We start from the raw sequence: 25550 nt of genomic DNA on the forward strand, positions 1-25550 counted from the left end.
GGACTCCCTCGCTGCACGCGGCTTCGCCTCCGCTGTCTGCGCGGTCAAGGCCGCCAGAGCTCAGACTGGGCGTGGACTTCCCGGTACGGAGATGTATCCAGCCGGAATGAGCGCCGAGATCGACCCGTTCTACGCCATCTCCATCTCCGGCCTGGCCCAGCGGCTGAAGGCGGAGGGTCGCTCGGTGATCCACATGGAGTTCGGGCAGCCGTCGACCGGCGCGCCCAGGGCGGCGATCGCGCGCGCGCACGAGGTGCTGGACGCCGATGCGATGGGCTACTGGTCGAGCGATCCGCTGAAGGCCCGCATCTGCCGACACTATGCGGAAACGTACGGAGTCACCGTCGAGCCGATCCAGATCACGCTCACCTGCGGAGCCTCGCCCGCGCTGGTGCTGGCGCTTTCGGCCACGTTCCAGCCCGGCGACGTCATCGCCATGGCGCGCCCCGGCTACGTGGCCTACCGCAACAACGTGAAGGCGCTGCACATGGTCCCGCTGGAGATCCCGTGCGGGCCCGAGACGCGCTACCAGCTGGACGCGGCGACGCTCGCCAGCCTCGACCCCGCGCCCGCCGGCGTGATCCTGGCGAGCCCCGCGAACCCCACCGGCACAATCATCCCGCCGCACGAGCTGGAGGCGATCGCACGCGTCTGCCGCGAACGCGGGATCCGGATCATCTCGGACGAGATCTATCACGGCCTCAGCTACGGCGAGCGCACCCACTCCATGCTGGAGTACGAGCCGACGGCCATCGTCGTGAACAGCTTCTCGAAGTACTTCTCGATGGCCGGCTGGCGCCTGGGCTGGCTGATCGTGCCGCGCGCGGAGGCGGCGCGGGCGATCGCCTACATGGGCGCCCTGTTCCTGACCGCCCCTTCGCTGGCCCAGCACGCGGCGCTCGTCGCCATGGACTGCCGCGACGAGCTTGAGGGCCACCTGCAGACCTACCGCCGGAACCGGGAGCTTCTGCTCGATGCGCTCCCGCGCCTGGGTCTGAAGAAGATCGCGCCGCCGGACGGGGCGTTCTACGTCTACGCCGACGTCGGCGGGCTGACGGACGACAGCCTCGCCTTCTGCCGCCAGCTGCTGCAGGACACCGGGGTCGCCACCGCGCCCGGCATCGACTTCGATCCCGTCGACGGGCGGCGCTTCATCCGCCTCAGCTTCGCGGTCTCGACGCCCGAGATCGAGGAGGCGATCCGCCGCCTGACTCCGTGGTTCGAGGCGGCGTGGGCCAAGGCCGCCTGACGGAGCGCCGCGCCCTTACTGCGCCGCAGCTCCGACGGCGCCGGTGACAGCCGCCCGTGCGGCGCACTGCGCCAGCGCCTGACGCGTCTCGGGGCTCAGCGCCTCCGCGTTCCGGGCCGCGGCCTCGATGGAGCCCGTGCGGACGGTCTCGACGACCACCTTGGAGAGCGCATCGAGCTGGCCTGCATCCAGTTTCGACCCCAGCCGCTCGTCGATGCAGCCGCAGAAGGCCTCGCTCTGGCCCGCGATCGTGCAGGCGGTCTTCACGCCCACCATGCCGCTCGCCGTCTGCGCGGCCTCCTTGGCGAAGTCGTCAACGGTCTGCTTCACGGCGGTTCCGGCGCCTTCGCAGCCCGTGAGCGCAAGCGCAGCCAGGACCACCCCGGCCGCCCGAAGGTCGAACATCGATTGAGCTCCTCTCGACGGTGCAGCTGCTGAGATGGGGAGCCGTGACCCGGATCGCATCTGGGGACCACCAACTTCCAGAGAGACGCCGTTTGACTCCGTAAAGCTCCCATGAAACGCTCATATTAGGAGCGATAAGGAACATCATGTCCGAAGAGGTCTATACCGTCGAGCAGTTCGCGGAGCGGCTGCGCCTCCATCCGAAGACGGTTCTCCGCTTCATCCGCGAGGGCCGCGTGCGGGCCGTGAAGGTGGGGCGATCCTACCGGATCCTCCGCTCGGACCTGGAGGCCATGATCGGCGCCCACGGGGCCGCGCCGAAGGCGTCGTCGATCCGCGTGACCAGCATCGTGGACATCGATGGGGTCGACCCGGACCGCGCGCAGCGGCTGGCGCGGCAGATCACGGCCGCGCGCATGAGCGGTCGGGGGCACGCCGACCCGATGAGCCTGGACGTGGCGCACGATCCCGCGGGACGGCGGTTGAAGGTCATCATGGTGGGCGCGCCGGATGACGTCGCGGCGATGCTTCAGTTGCTGCGGTTCATGGGGGAGACCTGAGCCGATGACTGCGATCTGGAAGACGCCGGCGGGCGGCGAGGCGGTCCGCACGCGCTACCGCGAGTTCCTCACCCACTGGCCCGTCCCGCACGAGCATTTGCGGATCCCGACCTCGCAGGGCGAGACCTTTGTCGTCGCCAGCGGGCCGTCCGACGCGCCGGCGGTGCTGCTGCTGCACGGTTCGGTGTCGAACGCGGCGAGCTGGATGGGCGACGTGGCGCACCTGGCGCAGCGATTCCGCGTCTACGCGGTGGACATGATCGGCGAGCCGGGACTCTCGGCCGAAAGCCGTCCGACACTGGCCAGCGGGGTCTACGCCGGATGGCTGGGCGAGGTGATGTCGGGCCTGGGCGTCGAGCGCGCGGCGCTCGTCGGGATTTCACTGGGTGGCTGGCTGGCCCTGCAGTTCGCGACCGCCAACCCCTCGAAGGTGACCGCGCTCGCGCTGCTGTGCCCGGGCGGGGTCGGGCGGCACAAGAACGTGCTGATCTGGGCGCTGCCGCTGCTGATGCTGGGGCCCTGGGGACGGCGCAAGGCGACGGAGAAGATCCTGGGCCCGGCGCCGCCCGGCGACCCGTCGCCCGAGGCGGTCGCCTTCGGCGAGTTCATGCAGCTGATCTTCGCCAACTTCCGCCCGCGGACCGAGGCGCTGCCGCCCTTCGACGACGCGGCGCTCGCGCGGCTCGCGATGCCGGTGCAGGTCATCCTGGGCGCCCAGGACGCCATGATCGACTCGGCCGGCACGCGGGACCGGCTGCAACGGCATGCGCCGCAGACCGAGGTGATCTGGCTGCCCGACGCCGGTCACATGCTGATCAACCACGGGGCCGAGATCGAGCGCTTCCTGCGCAAGGCCGTGGGGTCGTGACCGGCCGGGTCGAGACCGTCGCCGGCGTCGCGGTGTACGTGTGCGACCGGGAGGGTCCGCCCCTCGACGGCGAACGCGCCGCGAGCGACATCCTGGGCGACATGTTCGGCTGCGAGGCCGAGGTGGCCGCCATCCCGGTCGAACGGCTGGGGGAGGGGTTCCTCACCCTCTCGACCCGGCTGGCGGGCGAGGTGACCCAGAAGTTCGTCAACTACGGGCGGCAGGTGGCGTTCGTGGGCGACGTCTCGGCGGCGGTGGCGCGCAGCGACGCGCTTCGCGACTACGTCCGCGAATGCAATCGCGGCCGCCACGTCTGGTTCGTGGCCGACATGGGCGAACTGGAGGCGAAACTGGCCGGGGCGCGCTAGAGGAGGCGGCATGCGCCTCTACCTTGCCTCCAGCCGGACCGGCGACGCCTTCCCGGAACTGCTCCGAATGGCGGGCCCCGGGGCGCGGGTCGGGGTCGTCTCCAACGCCGTGGACTTCATCCCCGACGCCGACCGCGCGGCCTATGCGCGAAACGTCTCGGACCCCGTGGCGGAGTTTCGGGCGGCAGGGTTCGACGCCTACGACCTGGACCTGCGCGGGTTCTTCCGCCGGCCGCAGGCTCTGCTGGAGGAACTGGAACGGACCCGGCTCGTCTGGGCGACGGGCGGCAACGCCTTCCTGCTCCGCCGCGCGATGCGGCAGAGCGGGTTCGATGCGATCGCGCCGGGCCTGATCTGGGCCGGGCGGCTGGTCTATGGCGGGTGGAGCGCAGGGGCGTGCGTGGCCGCGCCGAGCCTGCGTGGCCTGGAGATCATGGACGATCCTGCGGTCCTGGCGGATGGCTACGATCCGGAGGTCGTCTGGGAAGGGCTGGGCCTCGTCGATGCGGCCATCGTCCCGCACTACCGCTCGGACCACGCCGAGGCCGAGGCGGCCGGCCGCGCGGCCGCCTGGATGGCCGAAAACCGCGTCCCGCATCGCACGCTGCGCGACGGCGACGTGCTGATCCAGAACGGCGAGATGCTGGAACTGCACGCCGGCCGGCCTTGACGGCCGCCCGCCTGGCGCCCTCTCTCGGCGTCCGCAACAGTGAGGAAGACGCCATGCAGAAGCGCCGTATCGGTCAGTTCGAGGTCTCGGCCATCGGACTGGGCTGCATGAGTCTCTCCCACGCCTACGGCAGCCCGCCGCCGCGCGAGCGGGCCGAGGCCGTGCTGCTGGGCGCGCTGGACGCCGGCTACACCTTCTTCGACACCGCGGCCGTCTACGGCCTGGGCCACAACGAGACCCTGGTGGGCGAGGTCCTGGGCCCGCATCGGGACCGGTATGTGCTGGCGTCGAAGTGCGGGATCACCGACGCGACGGGCACGCAGCGGGGCATCGACGGCCGGCCCGAGACCATCAAGGCCGTCTGCGACGTCAGCCTGCGGCGGCTGAAGACGGACGTCATCGACCTCTACTACCTGCACCGCTGGGACCAGCGCGTGCCGATCGAGGACAGCGTCGGCGCGCTCGGCGACCTGGTGAAGGCCGGCAAGATCCGGGCGATCGGCCTCTCGGAGGTGTCCGCCCCCACGCTGCGGCGCGCCCACGCCGAGCATCCCATCGCCGCACTCCAGACCGAGTACTCCCCCTGGACCCGCAATCCCGAGATCGCCGTGCTGGACGCCTGCCGCGAGCTGGACGTGGCGTTCGTCGCGTTCTCACCGGTGGGCCGCGGCTTCCTCGCCGGCGAGTCGCACGATCCGTCGCGGCTGGAGGACGGCGATTTCCGCAAGACCATGCCGCGCTGGCAGGGCGCGGCGCTGGAGTCCAACCTGCGCCTCTACGCCCGCTTCAAGCAGATCGCCGACGACGAGGGCATGACGACGGCGCAGCTTTGCCTTGCCTGGCTCCTCGCCAAGGGCCCGGACATCATCCCGATCCCCGGAACGACCAACCCCGACCACATGCGGGAAGACGCCGCTGCGGCCGGGGTCACCTTGTCGCCCGAAGGCATGACACGGGTCGACGAGGCGGTGAACGGCGAGACCGTCGCCGGCTCGCGCTATCCACCGGCCCTGCAGGCCTCGGTGGACACCGAGCGGATGCCCACCGAGGCCGCCTAGCCCCTCCGCCGCCTGCCTTGGTCAGCACAAGACGGCGATGAGGCCCGCTTCCCGGCGTGAGATGCGAGCGTCCGGCGGGGCCGCCGCGCGCTCCAGGGGTTCAGCCAGGACGGCTTGGGTCCGTTGAGTGAAGCCCGCCCGGCGCGGCGCGGGAAGGCGCTGCGGCCTGCGCGGCGGTGCATGAAGTTGCACGGGCCTCAGATGGCCGATGGTTCCCGATAGGCCGCGCCCCTCGCCATGGAGCGGTCCAGGGGCATGCGCAGCAGCAGGTCCCCGCCCGCGGCGAAGGGCGTCGGCCCCAGATCGCGCACCAGGTGCGCGCGCAGGGCCTCGGGAACGGAGCCCTCCGGCGCCACGGGCTCCCGGCGCATCAGCTCTGCGAAGCAGGCGTCGTCGGCCTCGCGGTCGCCGCTGAGGTCGCCGATGCGCTCGAACATCATCGCCGTCGCCGTCGGCGTGCGGCCCGGATCCAGCGCCGCGCCCAGCATCAGGCCGTCCACCACCTCGGCCTTGGCGCTGGCCACGCCGTTGAAGATCCCGAAAACGAACGCGCCCGAGACGGTGTCCGCGACGATGGAAAAGAGCTGGTTCTGCAGCAGCAGCATCCACCCCTCCGCGCAGTGGCCGCCGGTGCCCATCTTCAGCGCCAGCAAGCCGTGCTCGTCGAGCCGGATCATGCCGTAGTCGTGCAGGAAGCGGCCCGGCATCAGGAGGTAGGGCCGGGTGGAGCGGAAGAACCCTTCGTACGCCGCGCCCCGCAAGGCCGTGGTCGAACGCACCTGCCCCATCAGGGCGAGCGTCAGCCCAGCCTCCGCGAGGTCGAGCCGCGCGGCGGCCTCCGGCCGCACGCCCAGGCGCTGGGCGAAGTCGGGCAGGGGCAGGTCCCAGTCCAGCAGGGTGAACCCCGGCGCCTGCTCGGCCACCAGCGCGGTCAGGCGCAGCAGATTGTGGTCCGACGGCTGCACGGCGCCGGTGACCCACCGCCCCACGACGGACTTGTCGACGCCCAGCGCGGCCGCCAGGCGGCCACGGCTGAGGGAGAGGGCCTTCAGCGTCAGGCCCAGCTTGGCGGTGAACGACTCCATGCCCCGCAGCCTTGCCCGGCGCCGGCGCCGGGGGAATCCCCTCACGGGGGGAGAAGGCGTCGGAAACCCTCAGGCGCAGAGGGCGCCGACGATCTCCTCCCGGCTGCCCACGCCCAGCTTGTGGCCCAGGTTGCGGACGTGGGTCACCACGGTCGACGCGCCCATCCCGAGCCGGTCGCCGATCACCGGGTACGACATGCCGGTGGCCAGCATGCGGGCCACTTCCTGCTCGCGCGGGGTCAGCGAGCGGAAGAGCGGCGAGCGCAGCATCTTCAGGCCGACGGGCAGGCGCTTCTCGATCTGCACGCCGACGGTGCGGGCCGCGCCTTCGGTGTTGGCGCTGAGCGCATAGGCCCGGATCACGAAGCGACCGTAGGCCGTCACGGTGTCGGTGCGGGCGACGCCGGAGCCTGCGCCCGCCAGCCCCTCCTCGACCCGCGACGCGAGGGTCTTCAGCATCGGCCGCGCCCAGTCGTAGACGCGGTCCCGCAGCACCGCGAGGTCGGCGGGCACCCCGGCCGCGCCGTGCAGCAACCGCCATGCCCCCGGGCTGGCATGCAGCACGCCGCCCTCGAGGTCGGTGACCAGGATCGCGGCCGCGTCCTCGAGATCGGTGTCCGGCCAGGCGTCCTCGGCCTGAAGACGCCCCATGGCCTGGACGATGTAGGGGCGGACGAGACGCAGGAGGCGCATCTCGTGATCGGTGAAATCCCGCGCCTTAGGCGGGCGCGCCACGCCCAGGTTGCCGATGGGTCGGTCGCCGTCGCGCAGCGCCAAGCCGGCGATCCAGTGATGCTCGCCCCGCCGGTACACCTCGTCATAGAGCTCGGTCTCGCCGAAGGCCGGCGTGTAGTCGCTGACGCGGATCACCGACAGCGCCGGATTGAGCTGCATCTCCCTCTGCCGCGGGTAGTAGCGGCCCTCCTCTGCGTCGAACCACCGCGTGGCGTAGCGGGTGATCAGCTCGGGCCCCGCGTCGACCGTGATGTAGGTGTCGATCGGCCGGTAGTCGGCGTCGAGCCAGAGCATCGCGGCCGTGTCGAACGGCGCGACCTCGGAGATCAGGCTCACGAACTCGGGGAAGGCGACGCGGTCCGGCAGCCCCAGCGCCGCCAGGCGCTGCAACGCCGACATCGCACGTCGAGCCCGATCCGACACCCGCCACCCTTCCTTAGGGCCCCACCCGTTCAGGCGGAGCCATGTGACGGGATGATGAGGCTCTAAATCAAGGCCTTGAGGGCGTTCGAACGCGCTCCAGGCCTCAGATGCGCCGCTCCAGCCCCTCCCAGAACGGCTCGCGCAGCTTACGCTTGAATATCTTTCCGGAGTCCTCGCGCGGCAGGTCGGCGGCCAGCTCGACGCGGCGCGGAACCTTGTAGCCGGCCACGTGGGCGCGCAGGTAGGCCTTCACCGACGCCTCGTCGAGGTCGGCGCCCTCGGCAGGCTGGACCACGGCGCAAACCCCCTCGCCGAACTCCTCGTCGGGGATCCCGAACACGGCGCAGTCGGCGACGCCCGGCATCTTCAGGAGCTCGGCCTCGATCTCGGCCGGATAGATGTTCACGCCGCCGGAGATGATCATGTCCTTGGCGCGATCGCACAGGTAGAGGAACCCGTCCTTGTCGAAGTAACCGATGTCGCCCGGCGCGATGAGGCCGGCCTTCTCGCTGTCGCGCCGCTTCTGGTCGTCGCCGTGGTAGGTGAAGTCGTTGATGAAGCGATTGCGCGACACGACCTCGCCCACCTCGCCCTGAGGGACGTCGGCGCCGTCCTTGTCGATGATGCGGACCTCGGCCTCGGGGATCGGCTTGCCGACGGTCCCGGGATGGGCCAGCCACTCCTCGCTGTTGCAGCTGACCACGATGCCGACCTCGGTGGCGCCGTAGTACTCCTCGATCACCGGGCCCCACCATTCGATCATCTCGCGCTTGATCGGGGGCGGGCAGGGCGCGGCGGCGTGCACCACGAACTTCAGCGAGCTGAGGTCGTACTTCCGCTTCACGTCCTCGGGCAGCTTCAGGAGCCGGTGGAACATGATCGGCACCATGTGCAGGTGCGTGACCCGGTGCGTCTCGATGAGCTGGAGCAGCTCCTCGGGGTCGAACCGGGGCTGGAGGATCGCCGTGCCGCCGGCCCGCGCCGCGAACAGCCCGTAGGCGTTGGGCGCCGAGTGGTACATCGGGCCGGTGACGACGGTGACCACGTCGGCGGGGTCGCCGAACCCCGAGAAGCCGAAGCCCCGCATGAGCACGCGGCCATAGACCTCGGTCTGCTCCGGCGTCGGCGGCGTGCGGCGCACGCCCTTCGGTCGGCCGGTGGTGCCCGAGGTGTAGATGATGGTCCCGCCCCCCTCGGCCGGCGGGCCGGCGTACGGGGCGAAGCCCTCCAGCCAGTCGCTCCAGGCGAGCATGCCGGGCGGGACGGGCGCCGGGTCGATGCCGTAGGCCTCGGCGATCTCCGGCGGGGTGGGGACCACCAGGACCGGCACGTCTTCGGGTATCGCCGAGGCGATGCCCGGGATCAAGTCGGCGTGGATGACGATGGCCTTCGCGCCGGAGTTCTCGAACAGGTAGGCGGCCTCGTCGGGCGTGTAGTGCCAGTTCACCGGCGTCGGGTAGGCCCCGAGGATCCCCGCCGCCGTGCTGGCCTCGAAGAACGGGAAGTCGTTGCGCAGGTAGAGCGCGATGAGATCGCCCTTGCCGATGCCCAGGCTCGCCAGCCCGCTGGCGGCCTTCAGCGCCCGCGCGTTCATGTCCTCGAGGGGGAGCCGGCGGGCCCCGCTGATCAACTCGCCCATGGCCGCCGCCTCACTTCAGGGCCGCCGGGAACTTCGGCAGGCTGTCGAAGTCCTCGGGCACGTGCTCGCGAACCACGCGCGCGTTGGTCCGGGCGGCCAGCGCCTCGGTGGCCTCGTAGCTCTTCAGCGTCTGGGCCCGGTCGGTGTTGAACCGCGGGACCTTCTTGCCCGCGCGGCTCTCGGCGAGGTGCCAGAGGTCGCCTGTCAGGAGCACCGTGCCGGCGCCCTTCAGCTTCAGCTCCAGGATGGTGTGGCCGGGCGTGTGCCCCGGCATCTGGTGGACGACGACGGTGCGGTCGCCGAACACGTCGAGCGACGGGCCTTCCACCAGCCGCGCCTTGGACGCCTCGAGCGCCGAATAGGCGGCGAACTGCGCCGCGGCGGTCCGGGCCTGCGGCCGGAAGGCATAGGTCTTCTCGTCGGGATCCACGATCCAGGTCGAGGCGGCGAACAGGCCGGCGTTGCCGATGTGGTCGAAGTGGCTGTGCGAGATCGAGATGAACTCGATGTCCGCCGGCGTCAGGTCGAGCGCGGCCAGCCCCGCGAGCAGCTTGTCCTTCGACGCGGGCGTACCGGTGTCCCAGACGAGGTCGCCCTTGGGGTGGCGGATCAGGTAGCAGGGCACCACCATGGTGCGGCTGACGCCCTTGTACGAGCCGTCGTCGGCGAAGCCGTCCGCGTCGGGAACCGGAAGCCGGCCGCAGTCGATCGCGTACAGCTCGAGCTGCTTCGGCGGGGCCTTCGCGGCCTGGACGGCGCCCGCAGCAAGGAGCGTCGCGGCCGCGGCGCCGATGAACACGCGGCTCAGGCCGCGGAGTTTCTCATGCATCTTCCTACCCATGGCGCTCTGATCGGCGCGTCGGGCCGACCTTGCCGTATGCGGGGCGGCGGCGTCTAGCGGCCTGCGGCGGCGAGGGCGATGGCGGCGATCAGCACCGGCGCGATCGCCACCATCCAGACCCCCGCGCGGGCCAGGTCGGCGACCCGCACGCCGGGCACGCTGACGGCGAGCGCCAGCCAGGGCGGCCCCGGGACGATATAGCCGCCGCCAGACGCGAGCGTGGCGGCGACGGCGAAGGCGACCGGGTCCCCGCCCACGGCGTTGGCCAAGACGACGGCGGCGGGAACCGCGATTGCGGTGCAGGCGAAGTTGTTCACCACCTCGGTCAGCAGGGCGAACCCGGCCACCAGTCCGATGAGCGCCAGCCAGGGCGGCAGTCCGGCGAGACCCGCGAGGGGTTCGGCCATCCACTTCGCCAGCCCCGTCTCGTTCAGGCCGCTCGCCAGGGCGACGGCGGCGCCCATGACGATGAACACCGCCCAGGGGGCGGCCTTCGCGTCGTCCCAGGTCAGGAGCCGCTCGCCCCGGGCCTCGCCGCTCGGCAGCACGAACAGCAACACGGCCACCGCCAGGACCACGACGGCGTCGGCGAGCTGCGGCGCGAAGGGCTTGATCCACGGCAGGGCGACGAGGCCCGCCAGCGCCGCCAGGCCGACGGCCAGGACGCGGCGCTGGGCGGTCGCCGCCTGCGATCCGTCCCCGAGCGCGGCGGCGAGCTCCTGGCGCGCGGGCAGGGCGAGGCGGAAGCGGAACGCCACGCCGGTCAGGACCGCCCACGCGATCAAGAGGCCGGCCAGGGCGAAGGGGAGGCCGTACGCCAGCCATCCGACGAAGGTGATCTCCTCGCCGGTCTGGCGCGCGATGAGGCCTGCGCCGATGGCGTTCGCCGGCGCCGCCACCAGGCTCGCCTGGCTGCCCAGGCCAGCCCCGTAGGCCACCGCGATCGCCATGGCGCGGGTGAACCGGCGCGCGTCGGGGGAATCGGGATCCGCCCGCGTGGCGGCGGCGATCAGGGCGGTGGCGGCCTGGAGCATGATGATCGTCACGACGGTGGCGACCATCCACATGCCGAGGAGGGCCGAGGCGATCATCACCGCCAGGACCAGCCGCCGGGGACCGCCGCCGCCCACCCGCACGGCCGCCTGCGCCAGCCTGCGGTGCAGGCCGTACTTGGCGATCGCGATCCCGATCATGGCGCCGCCGAACACGAGCGCCACCAGGGGGGAGGCGTACCAGCGGGCGACCTCGTCGGCCGGCGCCACGCCCAGCAGCGGGAAGAAGACCATCGGCGTCACCGCCGTGACGGCCAGCGGCAGGGCCTCGGTCAGCCACCAGATCAGCACCACGGCCAGGACGGCGGCGACGCGCCAGCCTTCCAGGCTCAGGCCCTGCGGCGCCGGCGCGAGCAGCATCAGCCCCAAGGCCGCGATCCCGGCGGCCAATCCCCAAGCCTTCATCCGCCCCTCCGCACCGGCGGCCAAGCTAGACGACGCGGCCGGATGGCGTCATCGGGATTCGCCCGGGACGGCGTCGTGCGGCGGGGCGGGGCTCAGGCGGCGGTGACGGGCAGCCGCAGAAACACGTGGCCGCCCGGCGTGGGCGGGGGCAGGGCGCCGGCCCGGATGTTCACCTGCAGCGACGGCAGGATCAGCGTCGGCGGCGCCAGCGTCGCGTCACGGGCGTTGCGCAGGGCCACGAACTCCGCCTCGCTGACGCCGTCGTGGACGTGCACGTTGCGCGCGCGCTCCTCGGCGACGGTGGTCTCCCATCGGACCTCCGTCCGCCCCGGAGGCAGGTAGTCGTGACCCACGAAGATGCGGGTCTCCGGCGGCAGGCCGAGGATCTTGCGCGTGGACCGGTAGAGCGCCGCGGCGTCGCCGCCGGGGAAGTCGGCCCGGGCCGTGCCGTAGTCGGGCATGAAGAGGGTGTCTCCGACGAAGGCGGCGTCGCCGATGAGGTAGGTGACGCACGCCGGAGTGTGGCCCGGCGTGTGCAACACGCGCACCTCGAGGCGGCCGAGCGGAAGGACGTCGGTCTCGTCGACGAGGCGGTCGAAGGCGGCGCCGTCCGGCGCCACGTCGTCGGCTTCGAACACGGGGATGAACTGCTTCTGCACCTCGGTGATGCGCGCGCCGATCACGATCTCGGCGCCCGTCCTGCGGCGGATGTGGTCGGCGGCCGAGAGGTGATCGGCGTGGGCGTGGGTTTCCAGCACATAGCGTAGGTCCAGGCCCTGATCGGCCACGGCCGCAAGGACCGCGTCGGCCGAGCCGGTCGAAAGACGGGCGCCCTTCGGTTCGAAATCGAGGACCGGGTCGATCACGGCGGCGGCGCCCGTGTCCGGGTCGCTGACCAGATAGGTGGCGGTCGATGTGGCGGGGTCGAAGAACGTCTGAACGCGGGGTTGCATGGCTTGAGCCTCCTGCGGCGTGGCTCATACATATTAGAACTTGCTAAATTAGCAATACCTAATATATGAGCCTCATGTTCGATCTCGCGAACTTCGACATCGCCCGGTTCGAGGCCAGCGCCGCGGAGGCCGCCAAGCTCCTGCGCGCGCTCGCCAACGAGCGTCGGCTGATGATCCTGTGCCAGCTGGCCGACGGCGAACGCTCGGTCGGGGAGCTTCTGCCCCGGGTCGGCCTCTCCCAGTCGGCCCTTTCTCAGCATCTCGCGGTGCTCAGGGAAGAGGGCGTCGTGGCCACCCGCCGCGAAGCCCAGACGGTGCGCTACCGGATCGCAGACCCGGCCGCGGTCCGGGTGGTGACGACGCTCGCCGAGATCTTCTGCCCCCCAGACATGAGGTCCCCTGATGCAAGCCGCCCTGATCCCCCTCAAGCCGGGCGAGGTGGCTGAGCGCCTGAAGCGGCGCGAGGCCGTTCTCGTCGACATCCGCGAGCCCGATGAGTTCGCGCGCCGGCACGTGCCCGGCGCCCTCTCGAGGCCGCTGTCGGCTTTCGAAGACGCCCCCCTCAGGGTCGAGCCCGGCCGCGACGTGGTGTTCACCTGCCGGACGGGCTTGCGGACCGGCGCGAACTGCGACCGCCTGGCCGCCGCCGTCGACGGCTCCGCCTTCGTCCTGGAGGGGGGCGTCGACGCCTGGGCCCAGGCCAACCTCCCCGTCGCCGAAGACCGCAAGGCGCCGCTGGAGATCATCCGCCAGGTCCAGATCGGCGCCGGCGGGCTGGTGCTCGCGGGCCTGGCGCTCGGCTGGCTCGTCCACCCGGGTTTCCTCCTGCTCTCCGCCTTCGTCGGCGCCGGCCTGACGCTCGCGGGCGTCACCGGCTTCTGCGGCATGGCCCGCCTCCTGGCGCTGGCGCCTTGGAACCGCCGCGCCGCCTGAGGACGCCATGGACCCGATCGCCGCCCACCTCGCCGCCACGGCCAGCGGCGCCCTCGTCGGCCTCCTGCTCGGGGTGTTCGGCGGGGGCGGCTCGGTGCTCGCGACCCCGCTCCTGATCTACGCGGTGGGCGTCAGCGATCCTCATGTGGCGATCGGAACCTCCGCCGCGGCGGTGGCGGTCAACGCGCTCGCGGGCCTCGCCATGCAGGCCCGCGCAGGCCGGGTGAAGTGGCCGTGCGCGCTCGTGTTCGGCGCGGCGGGCCTCGCCGGCTCGCTGACCGGCGCGCACCTGGCCAAGCAGATGGACGGACAGGCGCTGCTGCTCTGGTTCGCCGCGGCCATGGCGCTGATCGGCGGCTCCATGCTGCTGCCGCGCCGCGACGCGGGCGACCCCGACGTCCACCTGACGCCGCCGCTGGTCCTGCGCCTCGCGCCGGCGGGCCTCGCCACGGGCCTGGCGGCGGGCTTCTTCGGCATCGGCGGCGGCTTCCTGATCGTGCCGGGCCTGATGGCCGCCACCGGCATGACGCTGGCGCACGCCGCGGCGTCGTCCCTGGTTTCGGTGGCCCTGTTCGGCGCGGCCACCAGCGCGAGCTACGCGGCGTCCGGCCTCGTGGACTGGGGGCTGTTCGCCGCGCTCGTGGCAGGGGGCGCCGGCGGTGTCCTGGCCGCGGGTCCGCTGGCGCGGCATCTGGCCGGCCGCGCCGACCTGGCGCGGCGGATCTTCGCCGTGATGGTAGTCGCCGTGGCGGGTTACGTGGCCTTCCGGACGATCTAGACCATGCCCGCCTTGCGCAGCGACTGGTAGGCCTTGATCACCCGCTGCAGGCGGTGCTCGCCCGAACGGTCGCCGTTGTTCGCGTCGGGGTGCAGGCGGCGCACCAGCTCGGTGTAGCGGGCGCGGATCTTGGGGCCGTCGGCGTCCTCGTCCAGGTCCAGGTCCGCCAGCGCGTTGCGCTCGATCTTGCCCAGCCGCCGGGCCTCGGGCTCGGGTTTCCGCTGCGGGCCGCCCCCGAACATGTTGAAGGGATCGCGGTACCCCTGGCCTGAGCCGAACTTCGCCGTGAAGGCGGCGGCCTCGCGGCTCATGCGGCCGGCCTTCATCTCCCAGGTGGGCCGCCCGCCGGTCATCATCTCTTCCTGCTGGCGGCGGCGGACCTCGGCCTCGGGCAGGCCGGCGAAGAAGTTCCAGTTGCGATTGTACTCGGCCGCGTGCGGCTGGCAGAACCAGTAGTGCTCGTGCAGCATGTCGCGCGCCTTCGGCGCCCGCGCGGTGGCCGCCCGGCGGCAGCCGGGGTGGTCGCAGGCCCGCTCGCCGGGCTTCAGGGCATGCACGTCCTGCGCCGACTCGTCGTTGTCCGACGGGGGGCGGACGCGGATGTCCACGAACTTCGGCTTGTATTGAAACGCGCCCGGCATAAGCCAAGTATGAGGCGCAGAAACTTCCGTACAAGAATTGAAGGTGTCGGCGATGGGCGCCATATTCGATGCCATCCGAGACAAGCTGACGACGGCGTTCGAGCCCACACGGCTCGAGATCGTCGACGATTCCAGCCGGCACGCGGGACACGCCGGCGCGCGCGAGGGCGGCGAAAGCCACTTCAATGTGACGATCGAGTCCCAGGCGTTCGCGGGGACGCCGCGCGTGGCGCGCCAGCGCATGGTCTACAAGGCGCTGGACGAGGAGCTCGCGGGCCCGGTCCACGCGCTTTCGGTGAAGGCGCTCGCGCCCGGCGAAAGCTGAGCGCGACAATCAGTCGGAGCCGCCCACGCGGTCCCGAAACGTCGGGAGGATGCGGTGAAGACGACCATCACGGTCAACGGACAGGCGCGGTCGCTCGACCTCGACCCTCGCACGACCCTGCTCGACGCGCTGCGCGAGCACCTCAGGCTCACCGGCGCCAAGAAGGGCTGCGATCATGGACAGTGCGGCGCCTGCACGGTGCTGGTGAACGGCGTGCGCATCAACGCCTGCCTCTCGCTCGCGGTGATGCACGATGGGGACGAGGTCCTCTCGATCGAGGGGGTCGGCGCGCCCGGCCGCCTCCATCCGGTGCAGCAGGCGTTCCTGAGCCAGGACGCCTTCCAGTGCGGCTACTGCACCCCGGGCCAGATCTGCTCCACCCTGGGTCTGCTGGCCGAGATCGCCGCCGGACACCCCAGCCAGGAGACGCCACCCGACGCGCCCCCGGTGCTGAGCGACGCCGAGATCCGCGAGCGCATGAGCGGGAACATCTGCCGCTGCTCGGCCTATCCGCAGATCGTCGCGGCCATCCGCCAAGCCGCCGAGGCGCTCGCGTGAGGCCCTTCACCTACGAACGCGCCGCCGACGCCCGCGCGGCGGTCAAGTCGGCGGCCGAGACGCCCGGGGCGAGGTTCATCGCCGGCGGCACCAATCTGCTCGACCTGATGAAGCTCGAGATCGAGCGGCCCCAGCACCTGATCGACGTGGGACGGTTGCCCATGGCGGAGATCGAGGACACGCCGGATGGCGGGCTGCGCCTCGGCGCCGTCGCCTCGAACACGGCCGTGGCGGCGGATCCCCGGGTCCGCGCGCGCTACCCGGTGCTGTCGCAGGCGATCGTCGCGGGGGGCTCGCCACAGCTGCGCAACAAGGCGACCGTCGCCGGCAACCTGCTGCAGCGGACCCGCTGCGCCTACTTTTACGACACCTCCAAGCCCTGCAACAAACGCGAGCCCGGCTCGGGATGCGGCGCCCTGGAGGGACTCAACCGCAACGCCGCCATCTTCGGCGCCAGCCACGCCTGCATCGCCACCCACACGTCCGACATGGCCGTGGCGCTCGTCGCGCTGGACGCGCGGGTCGAGACGCTGACGCCGTCGGGCCAGGCGCGCAGCTTCCCGATCCTGGAGCTGCACCGCCTGCCGGGCGAGATGCCGCACCTGGAGACCCATTTGGTCCCCGGCGAACTGATCACCGCGGTGACCCTGCCGCCCCCGCCGCCGGGCGGGCAGACCTACCGAAAGGTGCGCGACCGCGCGTCCTACGCCGGCGGGCTGGCCAGCGTCGCCGTGGCGGGCGGCGCCCTCGCGCTCGGCATGGTCGCCCACAAGCCCTGGCGGGCGGTCGACGCGGAGGCGGCGCTGGCTTCCGGCGCGTCGCCTTCGGAGGCCATGGCGCGCGAACTGGCGGGGGCGTCCTCCGCCGGCCGCAACGACTTCAAGATCCCGCTGGTCGCGCGCCTGGGCGCCGCGGCCATCGGCGAAGCCCGGGAGGGCGCGCGATGAGCACGGTCAGCGACTGGGATGTCCCCAACCCGGTGAAGGAGAACCGCTCGGGCCTGATCGGCAAGGGGGTCGACCGGTACGAGGGCCCGCTGAAAGTCACGGGCACGGCGCCCTACGCCTACGAGGTGCAGCCTCCGTCGCCGCCGGCCTACGGCGTCATGGTCGGCGCGACCATCGCGGCCGGCCGCATCACCGACGTCGATACGGCTGCGGCCGAGGCCTCGCCCGGCGTCCTGGCCGTCTGGACCCACCGGAACGCGCCAGCGCAGCCGCCGCGGGGCACGAAGGCGCATCCGCGCAGCACCGCCGGCTCGAAACCCGCCCTCGAAAGCGACCGGGTCACCTACTGGGGCCAGCCGGTCGCCTTCGTCGTGGCCGACACGCTGGAGAACGCGGTCGCCGCCTCGCACATGGTGAAGCTGACCTTCGCCGCCGACGCGCCTGACGTGGACTTCCGGGCCCGCCTCGGCGACGCCGTGGATCCGCCGGGCGAGAAGGACGTCGAGGTCGGCGATTTCCAGGCCGGCTTCGAAGGGTCCCCGGTCCGGCTGGACGAGACCTGGTCCACGCCGATCCAGAACCACGTCCAGATGGAGCCCTGCGCCTCGCTGGCGTGGTGGGAAGGCCCGGACCGCTGCATCGCCCACACCTCGGTGCAGATGGTGAAGCCGGCCCAGCACGGCCTGGCCGAGACCCTGGGCATCGATCGCGACGCGGTGCACCTGATGACGCGGTACATCGGCGGCGGCTTCGGCGGGAAGGGCCAGACCTACGACGACCTGACCCTGGCCGCGCTGGCCGCGCGCGCCCTGGGGCGGCCCGTGAAGGTGGCCTTCACGCGCCAGCAGATGATGCACGGCACGATCCACCGGCCGGCGACGGTGATGCGCGTGCGCCTGGGGGCCGAGCGCGACGGGCGGCTGAACGCCATGTCGATCATGACCTGGACGCACTGCCATTCGGACGGGAGCTTCACGGAGCATGCGTCGAACTTCGCCCGCTCCCTCTACGCTGCGCCGAACCGGCTGACCGGTCACCGGCTGGTGCGGCTCGACCTGCCGCACGCCGGTCCGATGCGCGCCCCGGGCGAGGCCTCGGGCACGCTCAGCCTCGAATGCGCCATGGACGAACTGGCCGAAACGCTGGGCCTGGATCCGGTGGAGCTCCGGATCCGCAACGAGCCCGAGGTGGACCCTGAGAACGGGCGGCCCTTCTCCCAGCGTCAGCTGGTCCGCTGCCTGAAGGAAGGGGCGCAGCTGTTCGGATGGGACCGCCGGCTGCCGACGCCGGGCCAGGTCCGCGACGGCCGGTGGCTGGTGGGGCTGGGCATGGCCGCCGCCATCCGCGGCAACTTCCTGCTGCCGGCCAAGTGCAGCTTCTCGGTCGACGCCGACGGCGTGATCACCGTCCGCCAGGGCATGACCGACATCGGCACCGGGACCTACACCGTGCTGGCCCAGATCGCCGCCGAGACCCTGGGCGTGCCGCTGGGCCAGGTCGTGGTCGAGATCGGGGATTCCGAACTGCCCCCGGCGCCCGGCTCGGGCGGTCAGTTCGGCGCGGCGACGGCCGGGTCGGCGGCCCTCGCCGCCGGCGTGAACCTCCGCAAGGCCATCGCCGATCTTGCGGTGAGCGATCCCGGCTCTCCGCTGCATGGGGGCGATTCCGCCTCAGTCACCTTCCAGGACGGCGTCGTGGCGCTGGAGAACCGGTCGGAGACCCTCCGTGACCTTGTCCGGCGGGCCGCGCCCGCGGGCCTGACGGTCGAAGGGGAGATCCGCCCGGCCCAGGATGCGCAGCGCTGGAGCACCCAGACCTACGGCGCCCACTTCTGCGAGGTGGGCGTGGATCCGGTGACCGGGGAGGTGCGGGTGCGCCGGATGCTGGGCGTGTTCGCCGCCGGACGCATCCTCAACACCAAGACGGCGCGCAGCCAGCTGACGGGCGGCATGATCTGGGGCGTCGCCTCAGCGCTGACCGAGGGCAATGCGGTGGACCCGCGCTATGGGTCCCTGATCAACCAGGACCTCGCCCAGTACCTGGTGCCGGTCCAGGCCGACATCGGCGACCTGGAGGCGATCATGCTGGACGAGGTGGACGACAAGGCCAACCCCATGGGGATCAAGGGCGTCGGCGAGCTCGGCAATTCGGGCGCGGGCGCGGCCGTCGCCAACGCCGTCTACAACGCCTGCGGGGTGCGCCTGCGCGACTATCCGATCACGCCCGACAAGCTCCTCGCCGGCCTCATCGACGCCGGGCGTTGACGGGCGGGTCGCGGTGCGGCGAACGTCGGCGGGCGTTTCCGGGAGTTGGTCATGGTCGACGCCTTCCACCACGGCACGGTTCATCGGGCGGGCGACGACCTCCAGGCGGCCCTTCGATCGGACCCCGACGTCCTCCTGCTGTGGGAGCGCCTGACGCCGCTCGGGCGGAACGAGTTCATCTGCTGGGTCGACGACGCCAAACAGGCCGCGACGCGTCGCCGCCGCATCGAACGGACCTCCGCCGAGCTGCGGGAGGGGAAGAAGCGGCCGTGCTGCTGGCCCGGCTGCATTCACCGCGACGACAAGGCGCCGGGCCGGTGGCGGCAGGCCATGCTGAACGAGCGCGAGGCGAAGCGGCGCCCGAAGGCCGGCTGACGCGAGATCCGCGCGCCGGGGGCCGTCGATGCCGCTTCTGCAGAGCGGTTATGCGCAAACCGGCGTAGCCGAGCCGCCAGCTTAACAATATCTCCTCACCTGCCGGTGATGATGCCGGCGGACGAGGAGACTTCCGGACGTGAAGCTGCTGCTGAGCGCAGTCGTGTTCGCAGGTTCGCTGGGCCTTCTGCTCAGCGACCGGGCCGCGAGCGCCTTCCCGTACCTCTAGGCGCTGGTCGCGGTGCGCAGCTCGCCCAGCACGCGCGCCAGGTCGCCCTCGCGGAACGGCTTCTGGAGGACCGGCGAGCCCCGGTCCACATCCCGCAGACCCGCATCGCCGTAGCCGGTCGCGAACGCGAACGGCGCGCCCTTCTCCCGGAGCAGGTCGGCCAGGGGGAAGATCGGCTGACCGCCCAGGTTCACGTCGAGGACCGCGCAGTCGAGCTCGGCCTCCCTCGCCAGTTCCATGGCTTCGTCGAGACGCGAGGCCGGGCCGACCACGGTGCAGCCCAGGTCGCTCAGCATGTCCTCGATCAGCATGGACACCATCATCTCGTCCTCGACCACCAGGACGCGCAGGCCTTCTAGGTTAGCCTGGGTGTTCATTGCACGCACTCCGACACCAGGGGCCGCTTGGGGGGGATTGGGCCCTGTCGGAGCCTGTCTAGAGGATGCGTGACGGGTTGTCGCGTCAACCATTGCGGCACAGCTGCTTCCCCTCGTATCGTCGCGGGCCGCGCGGACCCCCGTTGCCTGAACGGCGAAGCTTCACGGTGGTTCCCGCGATGATGGGTCGCGGCGGGTGCGACCCGGCGTCTTGGTGTTTGGGAAACCTTCTTGCTGCACAACCTGGCCTTGAGCGAGGGCCAACCCATGTTTGATTTCACCGTGCGGGCGCGAAGCGGCCACTGGGTCCTGCAGGACGCCGAGGCCGGGGACCTCGGGGCCTATGAGACGCGTGACGAGGCGCTGGCGGCGGCCAGCGACTGGGTCCGGCTCATCGACATGCCCTGGCCGGTGCTGGTCTGCGACGACGAGGGCGAGTGGGACCAGACCCTGGTGGAGCCGTCGCGGCCCCACTGACGTCCGCCCGGCCGAACATTACGGCGCGTTTAAGTATTAAGTCGCTGTAATTATCTTAAAACGGTGTCATTACTCGGTATTCACGGGCGCTCAGCCGCGTCCGGAAGTATTCGTTTCCTTGCCGGCGGACAACACCGTCGGACGCGCAACCGCTCCGAAGGAAACGACCATGATGAACATCGCCACCCGCATCTCCGGCGTCGCCATGCTGGCGCTCGCGGCCCTCCCCATCGCCGCGCTGCCCGCCTCGGCCCTCGCCGCCACCACAGTGAAGGTGTCCGACCTCAACCTGCTCTCCCCGCAGGGTCAGGCCGCCTTCGAACAGCGCGCTGACCAGGCGGCCCGCAGCTACTGCGGCGCCGTGTATGGCCTGAACCAGCGCGCCGCCTGCCGCGTCGCGGTCAAGGCCGAGCTCGCCGAGAAGGTCGCGGTCGTTCGCGCCGCCCAGCTCGAGCGCGCTTCCACCTTCGCCGCCCGCTAGCTCTCCCTTAGAGCGGGCGTGCGAAGCGGGCCCGCGGCCGCCCCAGCCGCGGGCCCTATCGCATCCGGACCGCCTTGCCTCAGGCGGCGTCCACCAGGACGATTTCGGCGTCCTCGAGCGCCGTCACCCGAAGGACCTCCTCGTCCTTCACCGCCGCCCCGTCCCGGGCGTTCAGCCGGACCCCGTTGACCTCCACGGCGCCCGCCGCGGGCACCAGGTAGGCGTGGCGGTTCCGGCCCAGCCGATACTCCGTCGTCTCGCCGGCCTTCAGGGTCGCGCCCGCGACCCGCGCGTCCGTGCGGATCGGCAGGGCGTCCTCGTCACCGTCGATCCCGCTCGCCAGGGTCACGAAGCGGCCGGCCCGGTCGCCCTTCGGGAACGGCCTTGCGCCCCAGCTGGGCGCGCCCCCGCGGGCCGTCGGCTCGATCCAGATCTGGAACAGCGTCGTGGTCTCGGGCTCGAGGTTGTACTCGGCGTGGCGGATGCCGCTGCCGGCGCTCATCACCTGGACGTCCCCGGCTTCGGTCCGTCCTCGGTTGCCCAGGCTGTCCTCGTGGGTCACCGCGCCTTTCCGCACATAGGTGACGATCTCCATGTCGGCGTGCGGATGCGGCGGGAAGCCGGAGTTCGGCGCGATCTCGTCGTCATTCCAGACCCGTATCGGCCCCCACCCCATGTTGTCGGGGTCGTAGTAGTTCGCGAAAGAGAAATGGTGGCGGGCCTTCAGCCAGCCGTGGTCCGCGCCGCCCAGGCGCGCGAAAGGCCTTCTGTCGATCATCGTACCGTCTCCCGCCGACGCCCGTGCGTCGGCCTTCGGCGAACAAGATAGTGTCTCCGCGCGGGTCACAAACGGGCGATCAGGGAAGATGATTGCGTCGGAAATGGAATGAATGCCGCGAACCTGACAGCAGGTTGCGGCTCGCCTTCAGCCGCGGTTCATTGCGGTCAAGGTTGGATGGGCCTGCATTTCAGGAGGCTGACCCCCATGAACCGGACCCTGACGCTCGCTGCGTTGGCTACGCTGACCATCGCCGGCGCCGCCGCCGCCCAGCCGTATCGAGGCGGGACGGCGACGCTCTACGACCAGCCGAACTTCCAGGGCGCCTCCGTGACCATCACCCAGTCGACGCCCGACCTGGGACGGTGGCGGTTCAACGACCGCGCGCAGAGCGCCCGGTTCGAGGGACGCTGGCTCATCTGCGAGCACGATGACTTCCGTGGACGCTGCCAGGAGGTGCGCGGCGATGTCCCGAACCTCCACCAGTACGGGCTGATGGCGCAGGTCTCGTCCCTCGAGCCGGCCGGCCGCCCGGACGGTCCCGGCCGGCCCGGCGGCCCCGGTTTCCCCGGCCCTGGCTTCCCGGGCGGCGGCGCGCGCGGCGTCGACGGCGCCACTACGGTCTTCTTCCCGCGCCCGACGGTCCGCGGCCTCGACGTCGCGGCTGGAGACCGTGGAGCCAACGCCTACTGCCGCAGCCAGGGACTGGGTCGCGCCGTCTGGTACGACTCGAGTTCCCGCGCCCGCGAAGCCGTCGGTCCGGACGGAGAGCTTGTCGGCCGCAGCGACGTGCTGCGCGACCTCCTCTGCCGCAAGTATTGACGCGCGCGCCGCCCTCCTGGCCACTGGAGGCCGGGAGGGCCGCGCATGTTCCGAAGGCTTGCGACCGCGCTGGCGGGAATGCTGATGCTGGGCGCGGGAGAGGCCGACTGGCGGGCTCTGGACCCCGAGAACACGCTCGTCATCGGCACGACCAAGGGCCCGGTGGTGGTCGAGCTGCGCCCGGAGTTCGCGCCGCGCGGCGTCGAGCGCGTGAAGCAGCTGGCCCGGGAGGGAGTCTACGACGGCCTCCAGTTCCACAGGGTGATCGACGGCTTCGTGGCCCAGACGGGCAACCCGAACAACCGCGACGGCGGCGTGTCCCGCCACCCTGATCTTCCCCCCGAGTTCAGCTTCCGCATCCCGCCCGACATCGCCGACGTCGTGGTGGATCGAAGCGACGCGCGCGAAGGCTTCGTGGGCGCCACGCCGTTCCAGGCGGTGTCCCGGGCCGAGCAGGCGTTGCGCCCGGACGATCCCCGCATCCGGGGCTGGGGCGCCTATTGTCCCGGCGTGATGGGCATGGGCCGCCAGGCCGACCCGGGCACGGCGAACGCCGAGATCTTCTTCATGCGGGCGCCGGCGCGCCGGCTGGACCACGAGTACACCGTCGTCGGCCGCGTGGTCTCGGGCCTGGAGGCGATCCGTGCGGTGGCCGTGGGCGAGCCGCCGAAAGTGCCCGACCTGATGCTGAAGGTCCGCGTCATGGCCGACCTGCCGCCGGCCGAGCGTCCGCGCCTGGAGGTCATGGACACGCGGGGACCCGCCTTCCGCTCGCGGCTGGCCGTCCTGAAGCGGGAGAAGGGCGCGGCGTTCACGATCTGCGACGCCGACGTTCCGGTCCGGACGCGCTGAGCGTGCGACGATGCGCGCAATTGGCGAGTAGCACTCGCCTCCATACACCCGGCTGCACGGGAACCGGGGCCGGCGATGCGTTTCGAAGTTGTGGAAGTGCCGGACGGCTGGGTCGTCCGGAGCGAAGGTCGCGACCTGGCGCGCTACGCCGACCAGGATGCGGCGCTCGCAGACGTGGCCGAGCGCCTGAGCCGCGCCGAGGCCGGCGAACCGGCGGGGCTCTCGGTGCGTTTCCAGCGCAAGGCGTCCTGAGACGCTCCAGGCGGCCAGCGGCTATGGCGGCCCTCCCGCGAACCGCCTAAGCCTGGGTCATGACCTTCATTCGATCGCTCAGCGTCCAGGTGCTGATCGCCCTCGCGCTCGGGCTCGCGGGCGGCGCGATGGCCGCGGCCTACGGCGGGGCGCCGATGGCGCGCCTCATCGAGAACGTCGAGGCCGTGGGCGCGCTCTGGCTGAACGCCCTGCGCATGACCGTCGTGCCGCTGATCTTCGCGGTGCTCGTGACCGGCATCGCCCAGGTGTCCGACGCCGCCGCCACCGGCCGGCTCGCGGTGCGCGCGGTCACGTGGTTCGTCGCCCTCCTGGTGCTTTCGGCTGTGGTGGCGATCCTCGTCGTCAACGGCGTGCTGGCGCTCTGGCCCGTGAGCGAGGCCGCGTCGGCCGCGCTGCGCGCGGGCGCACAGGCGCCACCGGCGGACGCGCCCACCTCGCCCGACTTCGCCGCCTGGCTGAAGGGGCTCGCGCCCGCAAACCCTATCCGGGCGGCCGCGGAGGACGCCGTGCTGCCCGTTGTGGTCTTCGCCGTGTTCACGGGGTTCGCCCTCACGCGGCTGCCCGAGGGGCGCGGCCGCATCCTGATCGACGTCTTCCAGGCCCTCGGCGAGGCGATGATCGTCGTGGTGCGCTGGGTGCTGGCCGTCGCGCCGGTGGGCGTCTTCGCCCTCGGGCTGGGCGTCGGCCTCCGGGCCGGGGTGGGGGCCGCGGGCGTCCTCGGGCAGTACGTGGTCACCGCCTCGTTTGCAGGGCTCGTCATCACGGCCATCGGCTACGGCCTGGCCGTGACCGTGGGACGCGTCCCCATGGCGCGCTGGGCGCAGGCGACGGCGCCGGTTCTCGCGACCGCCTTCGCGACCCAGTCGTCGCTGGCCTGTCTGCCAGCGATGATCGAGCGCAGCCGCGACGACCTGGGCGTGCCCGCGCGCGTCGCGGGCCTGGTCCTGCCGCTGGCCGTGGCGGTGTTCCGCTTCACCAGCCCCGCGGTGAACCTCGCCGTCTGCATCTTCGTGGCCAAGGTGTACGGCCTCGAGCCGACGGCCCTGCAGTACGTCGGCGCGGCCCTGGTGGCGATGGCGGTGGCCGTGGGCTCGGTCGGCCTGCCCGGGCAGGTCTCCTTCATCGTCAGCGTGGCCCCGATCTGCCTGGCGCTCGGCCTTCCCATCGACCTCCTGCCGATCCTGTTGGCCGTCGAGGTGGTCCCGGACATCTTCCGGACGCTGGGCAATGTCACCGGCGACATGGCCGTCACGGCCATCGTGGCCAAGGACGAGCCGGCTGACCCTGAGGCGCCTAGCCAAGCCTGAGCCGATCCGGCAGGTTCGCGCGCCATGCCGAACGAACCCTTCTTTCGAAAGGACGGGGACCTCTTCATCCCCACCCGCGCCGGGATCGGACCCTGGACCGCCGACTCGCTCCACGGCCGGCTGATCATCGGCCTGCTGGGCGCCGAGATCGAGCGCCGCTTCCGCACGCCGGACTACATGCCGGCCCGCCTGACCGTCGACATGTACCGGCTGCCGGACCTGTCTCCGGTCGAGGTCAGGACGCGCGTCGTCAAGGACGGCTACCGCATCAAGGTGATCGACGCCGAGTTCGTGTCCGGCGGCGAAAGCGCCGGGCGCGCCACCTGCCAGCTCCTGCGCCGGACCGAGAACCCGCCGGGGAACGTGTGGACTCCGGAGCCGTGGGATGCGCCGAAGCCCGGCGACATCCCGCCGCCGGAGCCCAGCCGGGCGCCCATGGGCGGCATGTGGGAGGTCCGCCCGATCGCCGGCGGGTTCGGCCAGGTCAGCATGCCGCGCCGCGTCTGGATGGCCGAGGTGCGCGAGCTGGTGGAAGGCGTGCCGTTCACCCCGTTCGCGCGGGTCGCCACCGCCGTGGACTTCGTCAGCCCCTTCGCCAACGCGGGCGACGCAGGGCTCGGCTACATCAACTCGGACGCCACCTTCTACCTGCACCGCGAGCCGGTCTCGAAGTGGGTCGGGTTCGACGTGACCGCCCACGGCGCGACGGCCGGCGTCGCGATCGGCGAATGCCGCCTCTACGACGAGGACGGCATGATCGGCTTCGCGAGCTGCACGGCCCTGGCGCAGAAGCGCAAAGTGTAATTCCCTCCCGCCCAGGGA

General features: G+C 71.7%; 31 protein-coding genes. 21 read left to right on the forward strand and 10 right to left on the reverse strand.

Features of this window, described 5'->3' with window-relative positions; all coding sequences use genetic code 11:
- Positions 1-106: 106 nt before the first annotated feature.
- Positions 107-1249, forward strand: coding sequence for a pyridoxal phosphate-dependent aminotransferase (locus AC2D8W_RS06585; RefSeq protein ID WP_484670860.1), 1143 nt, complete (start codon positions 107-109; stop codon positions 1247-1249).
- Between the two features lie 15 nt (positions 1250-1264).
- On the opposite strand, the gene AC2D8W_RS06590 is transcribed toward AC2D8W_RS06585, so the two are convergent.
- On the reverse strand, positions 1265-1654 hold the full coding sequence (locus tag AC2D8W_RS06590; protein WP_484670861.1) for a hypothetical protein: 390 nt from the start codon (positions 1652-1654) through the stop codon (positions 1265-1267).
- A 146-nt stretch (positions 1655-1800) separates the two neighbouring features.
- On the opposite strand from AC2D8W_RS06590, the gene AC2D8W_RS06595 reads away from it, so the two are divergent.
- From AC2D8W_RS06595 to AC2D8W_RS06615, 5 genes are read left to right on the forward strand one after another with little or no spacing between them, the layout of a single operon-like run.
- Positions 1801-2214, forward strand: a complete 414-nt coding sequence (locus tag AC2D8W_RS06595) for a helix-turn-helix domain-containing protein (RefSeq protein ID WP_484670862.1) — start codon at positions 1801-1803, stop codon at positions 2212-2214.
- Between the two features lie 4 nt (positions 2215-2218).
- A complete protein-coding gene (locus tag AC2D8W_RS06600) occupies positions 2219-3082 on the forward strand; it encodes an alpha/beta fold hydrolase (protein WP_484670863.1) in 864 nt (287 codons plus the stop codon).
- Entirely contained in the window at positions 3079-3450 is a 372-nt protein-coding gene (locus AC2D8W_RS06605; protein ID WP_484670864.1) for a DUF4180 domain-containing protein, read from the forward strand. The genes AC2D8W_RS06600 and AC2D8W_RS06605 overlap by 4 nt, the downstream gene beginning before the upstream one ends.
- A 10-nt stretch (positions 3451-3460) precedes the next feature.
- On the forward strand, positions 3461-4120 hold the full coding sequence (locus AC2D8W_RS06610) for a Type 1 glutamine amidotransferase-like domain-containing protein (RefSeq protein ID WP_484670865.1): 660 nt from the start codon (positions 3461-3463) through the stop codon (positions 4118-4120).
- 53 nt (positions 4121-4173) lie between these two features.
- Positions 4174-5178, forward strand: a complete 1005-nt coding sequence (locus AC2D8W_RS06615) for an aldo/keto reductase (protein WP_484670866.1) — start codon at positions 4174-4176, stop codon at positions 5176-5178.
- A 197-nt stretch (positions 5179-5375) separates the two neighbouring features.
- Here the strand turns inward: AC2D8W_RS06615 and AC2D8W_RS06620 are convergent, their stop codons facing one another.
- From AC2D8W_RS06620 to AC2D8W_RS06645, 6 genes are all read right to left on the reverse strand, one after another.
- The gene (locus AC2D8W_RS06620) at positions 5376-6263 is read right to left on the reverse strand and encodes a helix-turn-helix domain-containing protein (protein ID WP_484670867.1); all 888 of its coding nucleotides are present in this window, start codon (positions 6261-6263) and stop codon (positions 5376-5378) included.
- Positions 6264-6332: 69 nt separating this feature from the next.
- Positions 6333-7397, reverse strand: coding sequence for a helix-turn-helix transcriptional regulator (locus AC2D8W_RS06625; protein ID WP_484670868.1), 1065 nt, complete (start codon positions 7395-7397; stop codon positions 6333-6335).
- 127 nt (positions 7398-7524) lie between these two features.
- Positions 7525-9060 (reverse strand): acyl-CoA synthetase, encoded by a 1536-nt coding sequence (locus AC2D8W_RS06630; protein WP_484670869.1) that lies wholly within the window; start codon positions 9058-9060, stop codon positions 7525-7527.
- A 10-nt stretch (positions 9061-9070) separates the two neighbouring features.
- Positions 9071-9889, reverse strand: a complete 819-nt coding sequence (locus AC2D8W_RS06635; protein WP_484670870.1) for an N-acyl homoserine lactonase family protein — start codon at positions 9887-9889, stop codon at positions 9071-9073.
- Between the two features lie 65 nt (positions 9890-9954).
- On the reverse strand, positions 9955-11358 hold the full coding sequence (locus AC2D8W_RS06640) for an SLC13 family permease (protein WP_484670871.1): 1404 nt from the start codon (positions 11356-11358) through the stop codon (positions 9955-9957).
- Between the two features lie 92 nt (positions 11359-11450).
- Complete coding sequence (locus AC2D8W_RS06645) at positions 11451-12311, reverse strand: MBL fold metallo-hydrolase (RefSeq protein ID WP_484670872.1); 861 nt, start codon at positions 12309-12311, stop codon at positions 11451-11453.
- Positions 12312-12385: 74 nt separating this feature from the next.
- On the opposite strand from AC2D8W_RS06645, the gene AC2D8W_RS06650 reads away from it, so the two are divergent.
- Genes AC2D8W_RS06650 through AC2D8W_RS06660 form a run of 3 tightly spaced genes read left to right on the forward strand, consistent with a single transcriptional unit; the run spans position 12386 to position 14022 of the window.
- Positions 12386-12757 carry an ArsR/SmtB family transcription factor gene (locus tag AC2D8W_RS06650; protein WP_484670873.1) on the forward strand — a complete coding sequence of 124 codons (372 nt, stop codon included), beginning with the start codon at positions 12386-12388 and terminating at the stop codon, positions 12755-12757.
- On the forward strand, positions 12714-13244 hold the full coding sequence (locus tag AC2D8W_RS06655) for a rhodanese family protein (protein ID WP_484670874.1): 531 nt from the start codon (positions 12714-12716) through the stop codon (positions 13242-13244). Before AC2D8W_RS06650 ends, AC2D8W_RS06655 begins: the two co-directional genes overlap by 44 nt.
- 7 nt (positions 13245-13251) lie before the next feature.
- Positions 13252-14022: a sulfite exporter TauE/SafE family protein gene (locus AC2D8W_RS06660; protein WP_484670875.1), complete on the forward strand. Its 771-nt coding sequence runs from the start codon at positions 13252-13254 to the stop codon at positions 14020-14022.
- Here AC2D8W_RS06660 and AC2D8W_RS06665 read toward each other — a convergent pair.
- Positions 14019-14663, reverse strand: a complete 645-nt coding sequence (locus AC2D8W_RS06665; protein ID WP_293480512.1) for a J domain-containing protein — start codon at positions 14661-14663, stop codon at positions 14019-14021. The two genes, AC2D8W_RS06660 and AC2D8W_RS06665, sit on opposite strands and share 4 nt — an antisense overlap.
- A 52-nt stretch (positions 14664-14715) precedes the next feature.
- On the opposite strand from AC2D8W_RS06665, the gene AC2D8W_RS06670 reads away from it, so the two are divergent.
- From AC2D8W_RS06670 to AC2D8W_RS06690, 5 genes are read left to right on the forward strand one after another with little or no spacing between them, the layout of a single operon-like run.
- Positions 14716-14988 (forward strand): BolA family protein, encoded by a 273-nt coding sequence (locus AC2D8W_RS06670; protein WP_293480514.1) that lies wholly within the window; start codon positions 14716-14718, stop codon positions 14986-14988.
- Between the two features lie 54 nt (positions 14989-15042).
- On the forward strand, positions 15043-15546 hold the full coding sequence (locus tag AC2D8W_RS06675; RefSeq protein ID WP_484670876.1) for a 2Fe-2S iron-sulfur cluster-binding protein: 504 nt from the start codon (positions 15043-15045) through the stop codon (positions 15544-15546).
- The gene (locus AC2D8W_RS06680) at positions 15543-16493 is read left to right on the forward strand and encodes an FAD binding domain-containing protein (RefSeq protein WP_484670877.1); all 951 of its coding nucleotides are present in this window, start codon (positions 15543-15545) and stop codon (positions 16491-16493) included. Before AC2D8W_RS06675 ends, AC2D8W_RS06680 begins: the two co-directional genes overlap by 4 nt.
- Positions 16490-18757, forward strand: a complete 2268-nt coding sequence (locus tag AC2D8W_RS06685) for a molybdopterin cofactor-binding domain-containing protein (protein WP_484670878.1) — start codon at positions 16490-16492, stop codon at positions 18755-18757. Before AC2D8W_RS06680 ends, AC2D8W_RS06685 begins: the two co-directional genes overlap by 4 nt.
- A gap of 51 nt (positions 18758-18808) precedes the next feature.
- A complete protein-coding gene (locus AC2D8W_RS06690; protein WP_484670879.1) occupies positions 18809-19132 on the forward strand; it encodes a YdeI/OmpD-associated family protein in 324 nt (107 codons plus the stop codon).
- A 225-nt stretch (positions 19133-19357) separates the two neighbouring features.
- Here the strand turns inward: AC2D8W_RS06690 and AC2D8W_RS06695 are convergent, their stop codons facing one another.
- Positions 19358-19738 carry a response regulator gene (locus tag AC2D8W_RS06695; protein ID WP_293480524.1) on the reverse strand — a complete coding sequence of 127 codons (381 nt, stop codon included), beginning with the start codon at positions 19736-19738 and terminating at the stop codon, positions 19358-19360.
- A 267-nt stretch (positions 19739-20005) separates the two neighbouring features.
- Here AC2D8W_RS06695 and AC2D8W_RS06700 point away from each other — a divergent pair, with 267 nt between their 5' ends.
- Both AC2D8W_RS06700 and AC2D8W_RS06705 read left to right on the forward strand, forming a co-directional pair.
- Positions 20006-20215 (forward strand): hypothetical protein, encoded by a 210-nt coding sequence (locus AC2D8W_RS06700; protein ID WP_484670880.1) that lies wholly within the window; start codon positions 20006-20008, stop codon positions 20213-20215.
- Between the two features lie 169 nt (positions 20216-20384).
- A complete protein-coding gene (locus AC2D8W_RS06705; RefSeq protein ID WP_484670881.1) occupies positions 20385-20696 on the forward strand; it encodes a UrcA family protein in 312 nt (103 codons plus the stop codon).
- 79 nt (positions 20697-20775) lie between these two features.
- Here the strand turns inward: AC2D8W_RS06705 and AC2D8W_RS06710 are convergent, their stop codons facing one another.
- Positions 20776-21474 carry a pirin family protein gene (locus AC2D8W_RS06710; protein ID WP_293480530.1) on the reverse strand — a complete coding sequence of 233 codons (699 nt, stop codon included), beginning with the start codon at positions 21472-21474 and terminating at the stop codon, positions 20776-20778.
- Positions 21475-21681: 207 nt separating this feature from the next.
- Between AC2D8W_RS06710 and AC2D8W_RS06715 the strand changes: the two genes are divergently transcribed.
- The 5 genes from AC2D8W_RS06715 to AC2D8W_RS06735 all read left to right on the forward strand — a co-directional run bounded on the left by AC2D8W_RS06715 (position 21682) and on the right by AC2D8W_RS06735 (position 25532).
- Positions 21682-22296, forward strand: coding sequence for a beta/gamma crystallin-related protein (locus AC2D8W_RS06715; protein WP_484670882.1), 615 nt, complete (start codon positions 21682-21684; stop codon positions 22294-22296).
- A 45-nt stretch (positions 22297-22341) separates the two neighbouring features.
- A complete protein-coding gene (locus tag AC2D8W_RS06720) occupies positions 22342-23148 on the forward strand; it encodes a peptidylprolyl isomerase (protein ID WP_484670883.1) in 807 nt (268 codons plus the stop codon).
- Between the two features lie 75 nt (positions 23149-23223).
- The gene (locus AC2D8W_RS06725; protein WP_293480536.1) at positions 23224-23400 is read left to right on the forward strand and encodes a hypothetical protein; all 177 of its coding nucleotides are present in this window, start codon (positions 23224-23226) and stop codon (positions 23398-23400) included.
- 59 nt (positions 23401-23459) lie between these two features.
- The gene (locus AC2D8W_RS06730) at positions 23460-24728 is read left to right on the forward strand and encodes a dicarboxylate/amino acid:cation symporter (protein WP_484670884.1); all 1269 of its coding nucleotides are present in this window, start codon (positions 23460-23462) and stop codon (positions 24726-24728) included.
- A 24-nt stretch (positions 24729-24752) separates the two neighbouring features.
- Positions 24753-25532 (forward strand): acyl-CoA thioesterase domain-containing protein, encoded by a 780-nt coding sequence (locus tag AC2D8W_RS06735; RefSeq protein ID WP_484670885.1) that lies wholly within the window; start codon positions 24753-24755, stop codon positions 25530-25532.
- The last annotated feature ends 18 nt before the right edge of the window (positions 25533-25550 follow it).

Source organism: Phenylobacterium sp. T106 (assembly GCF_057219735.1).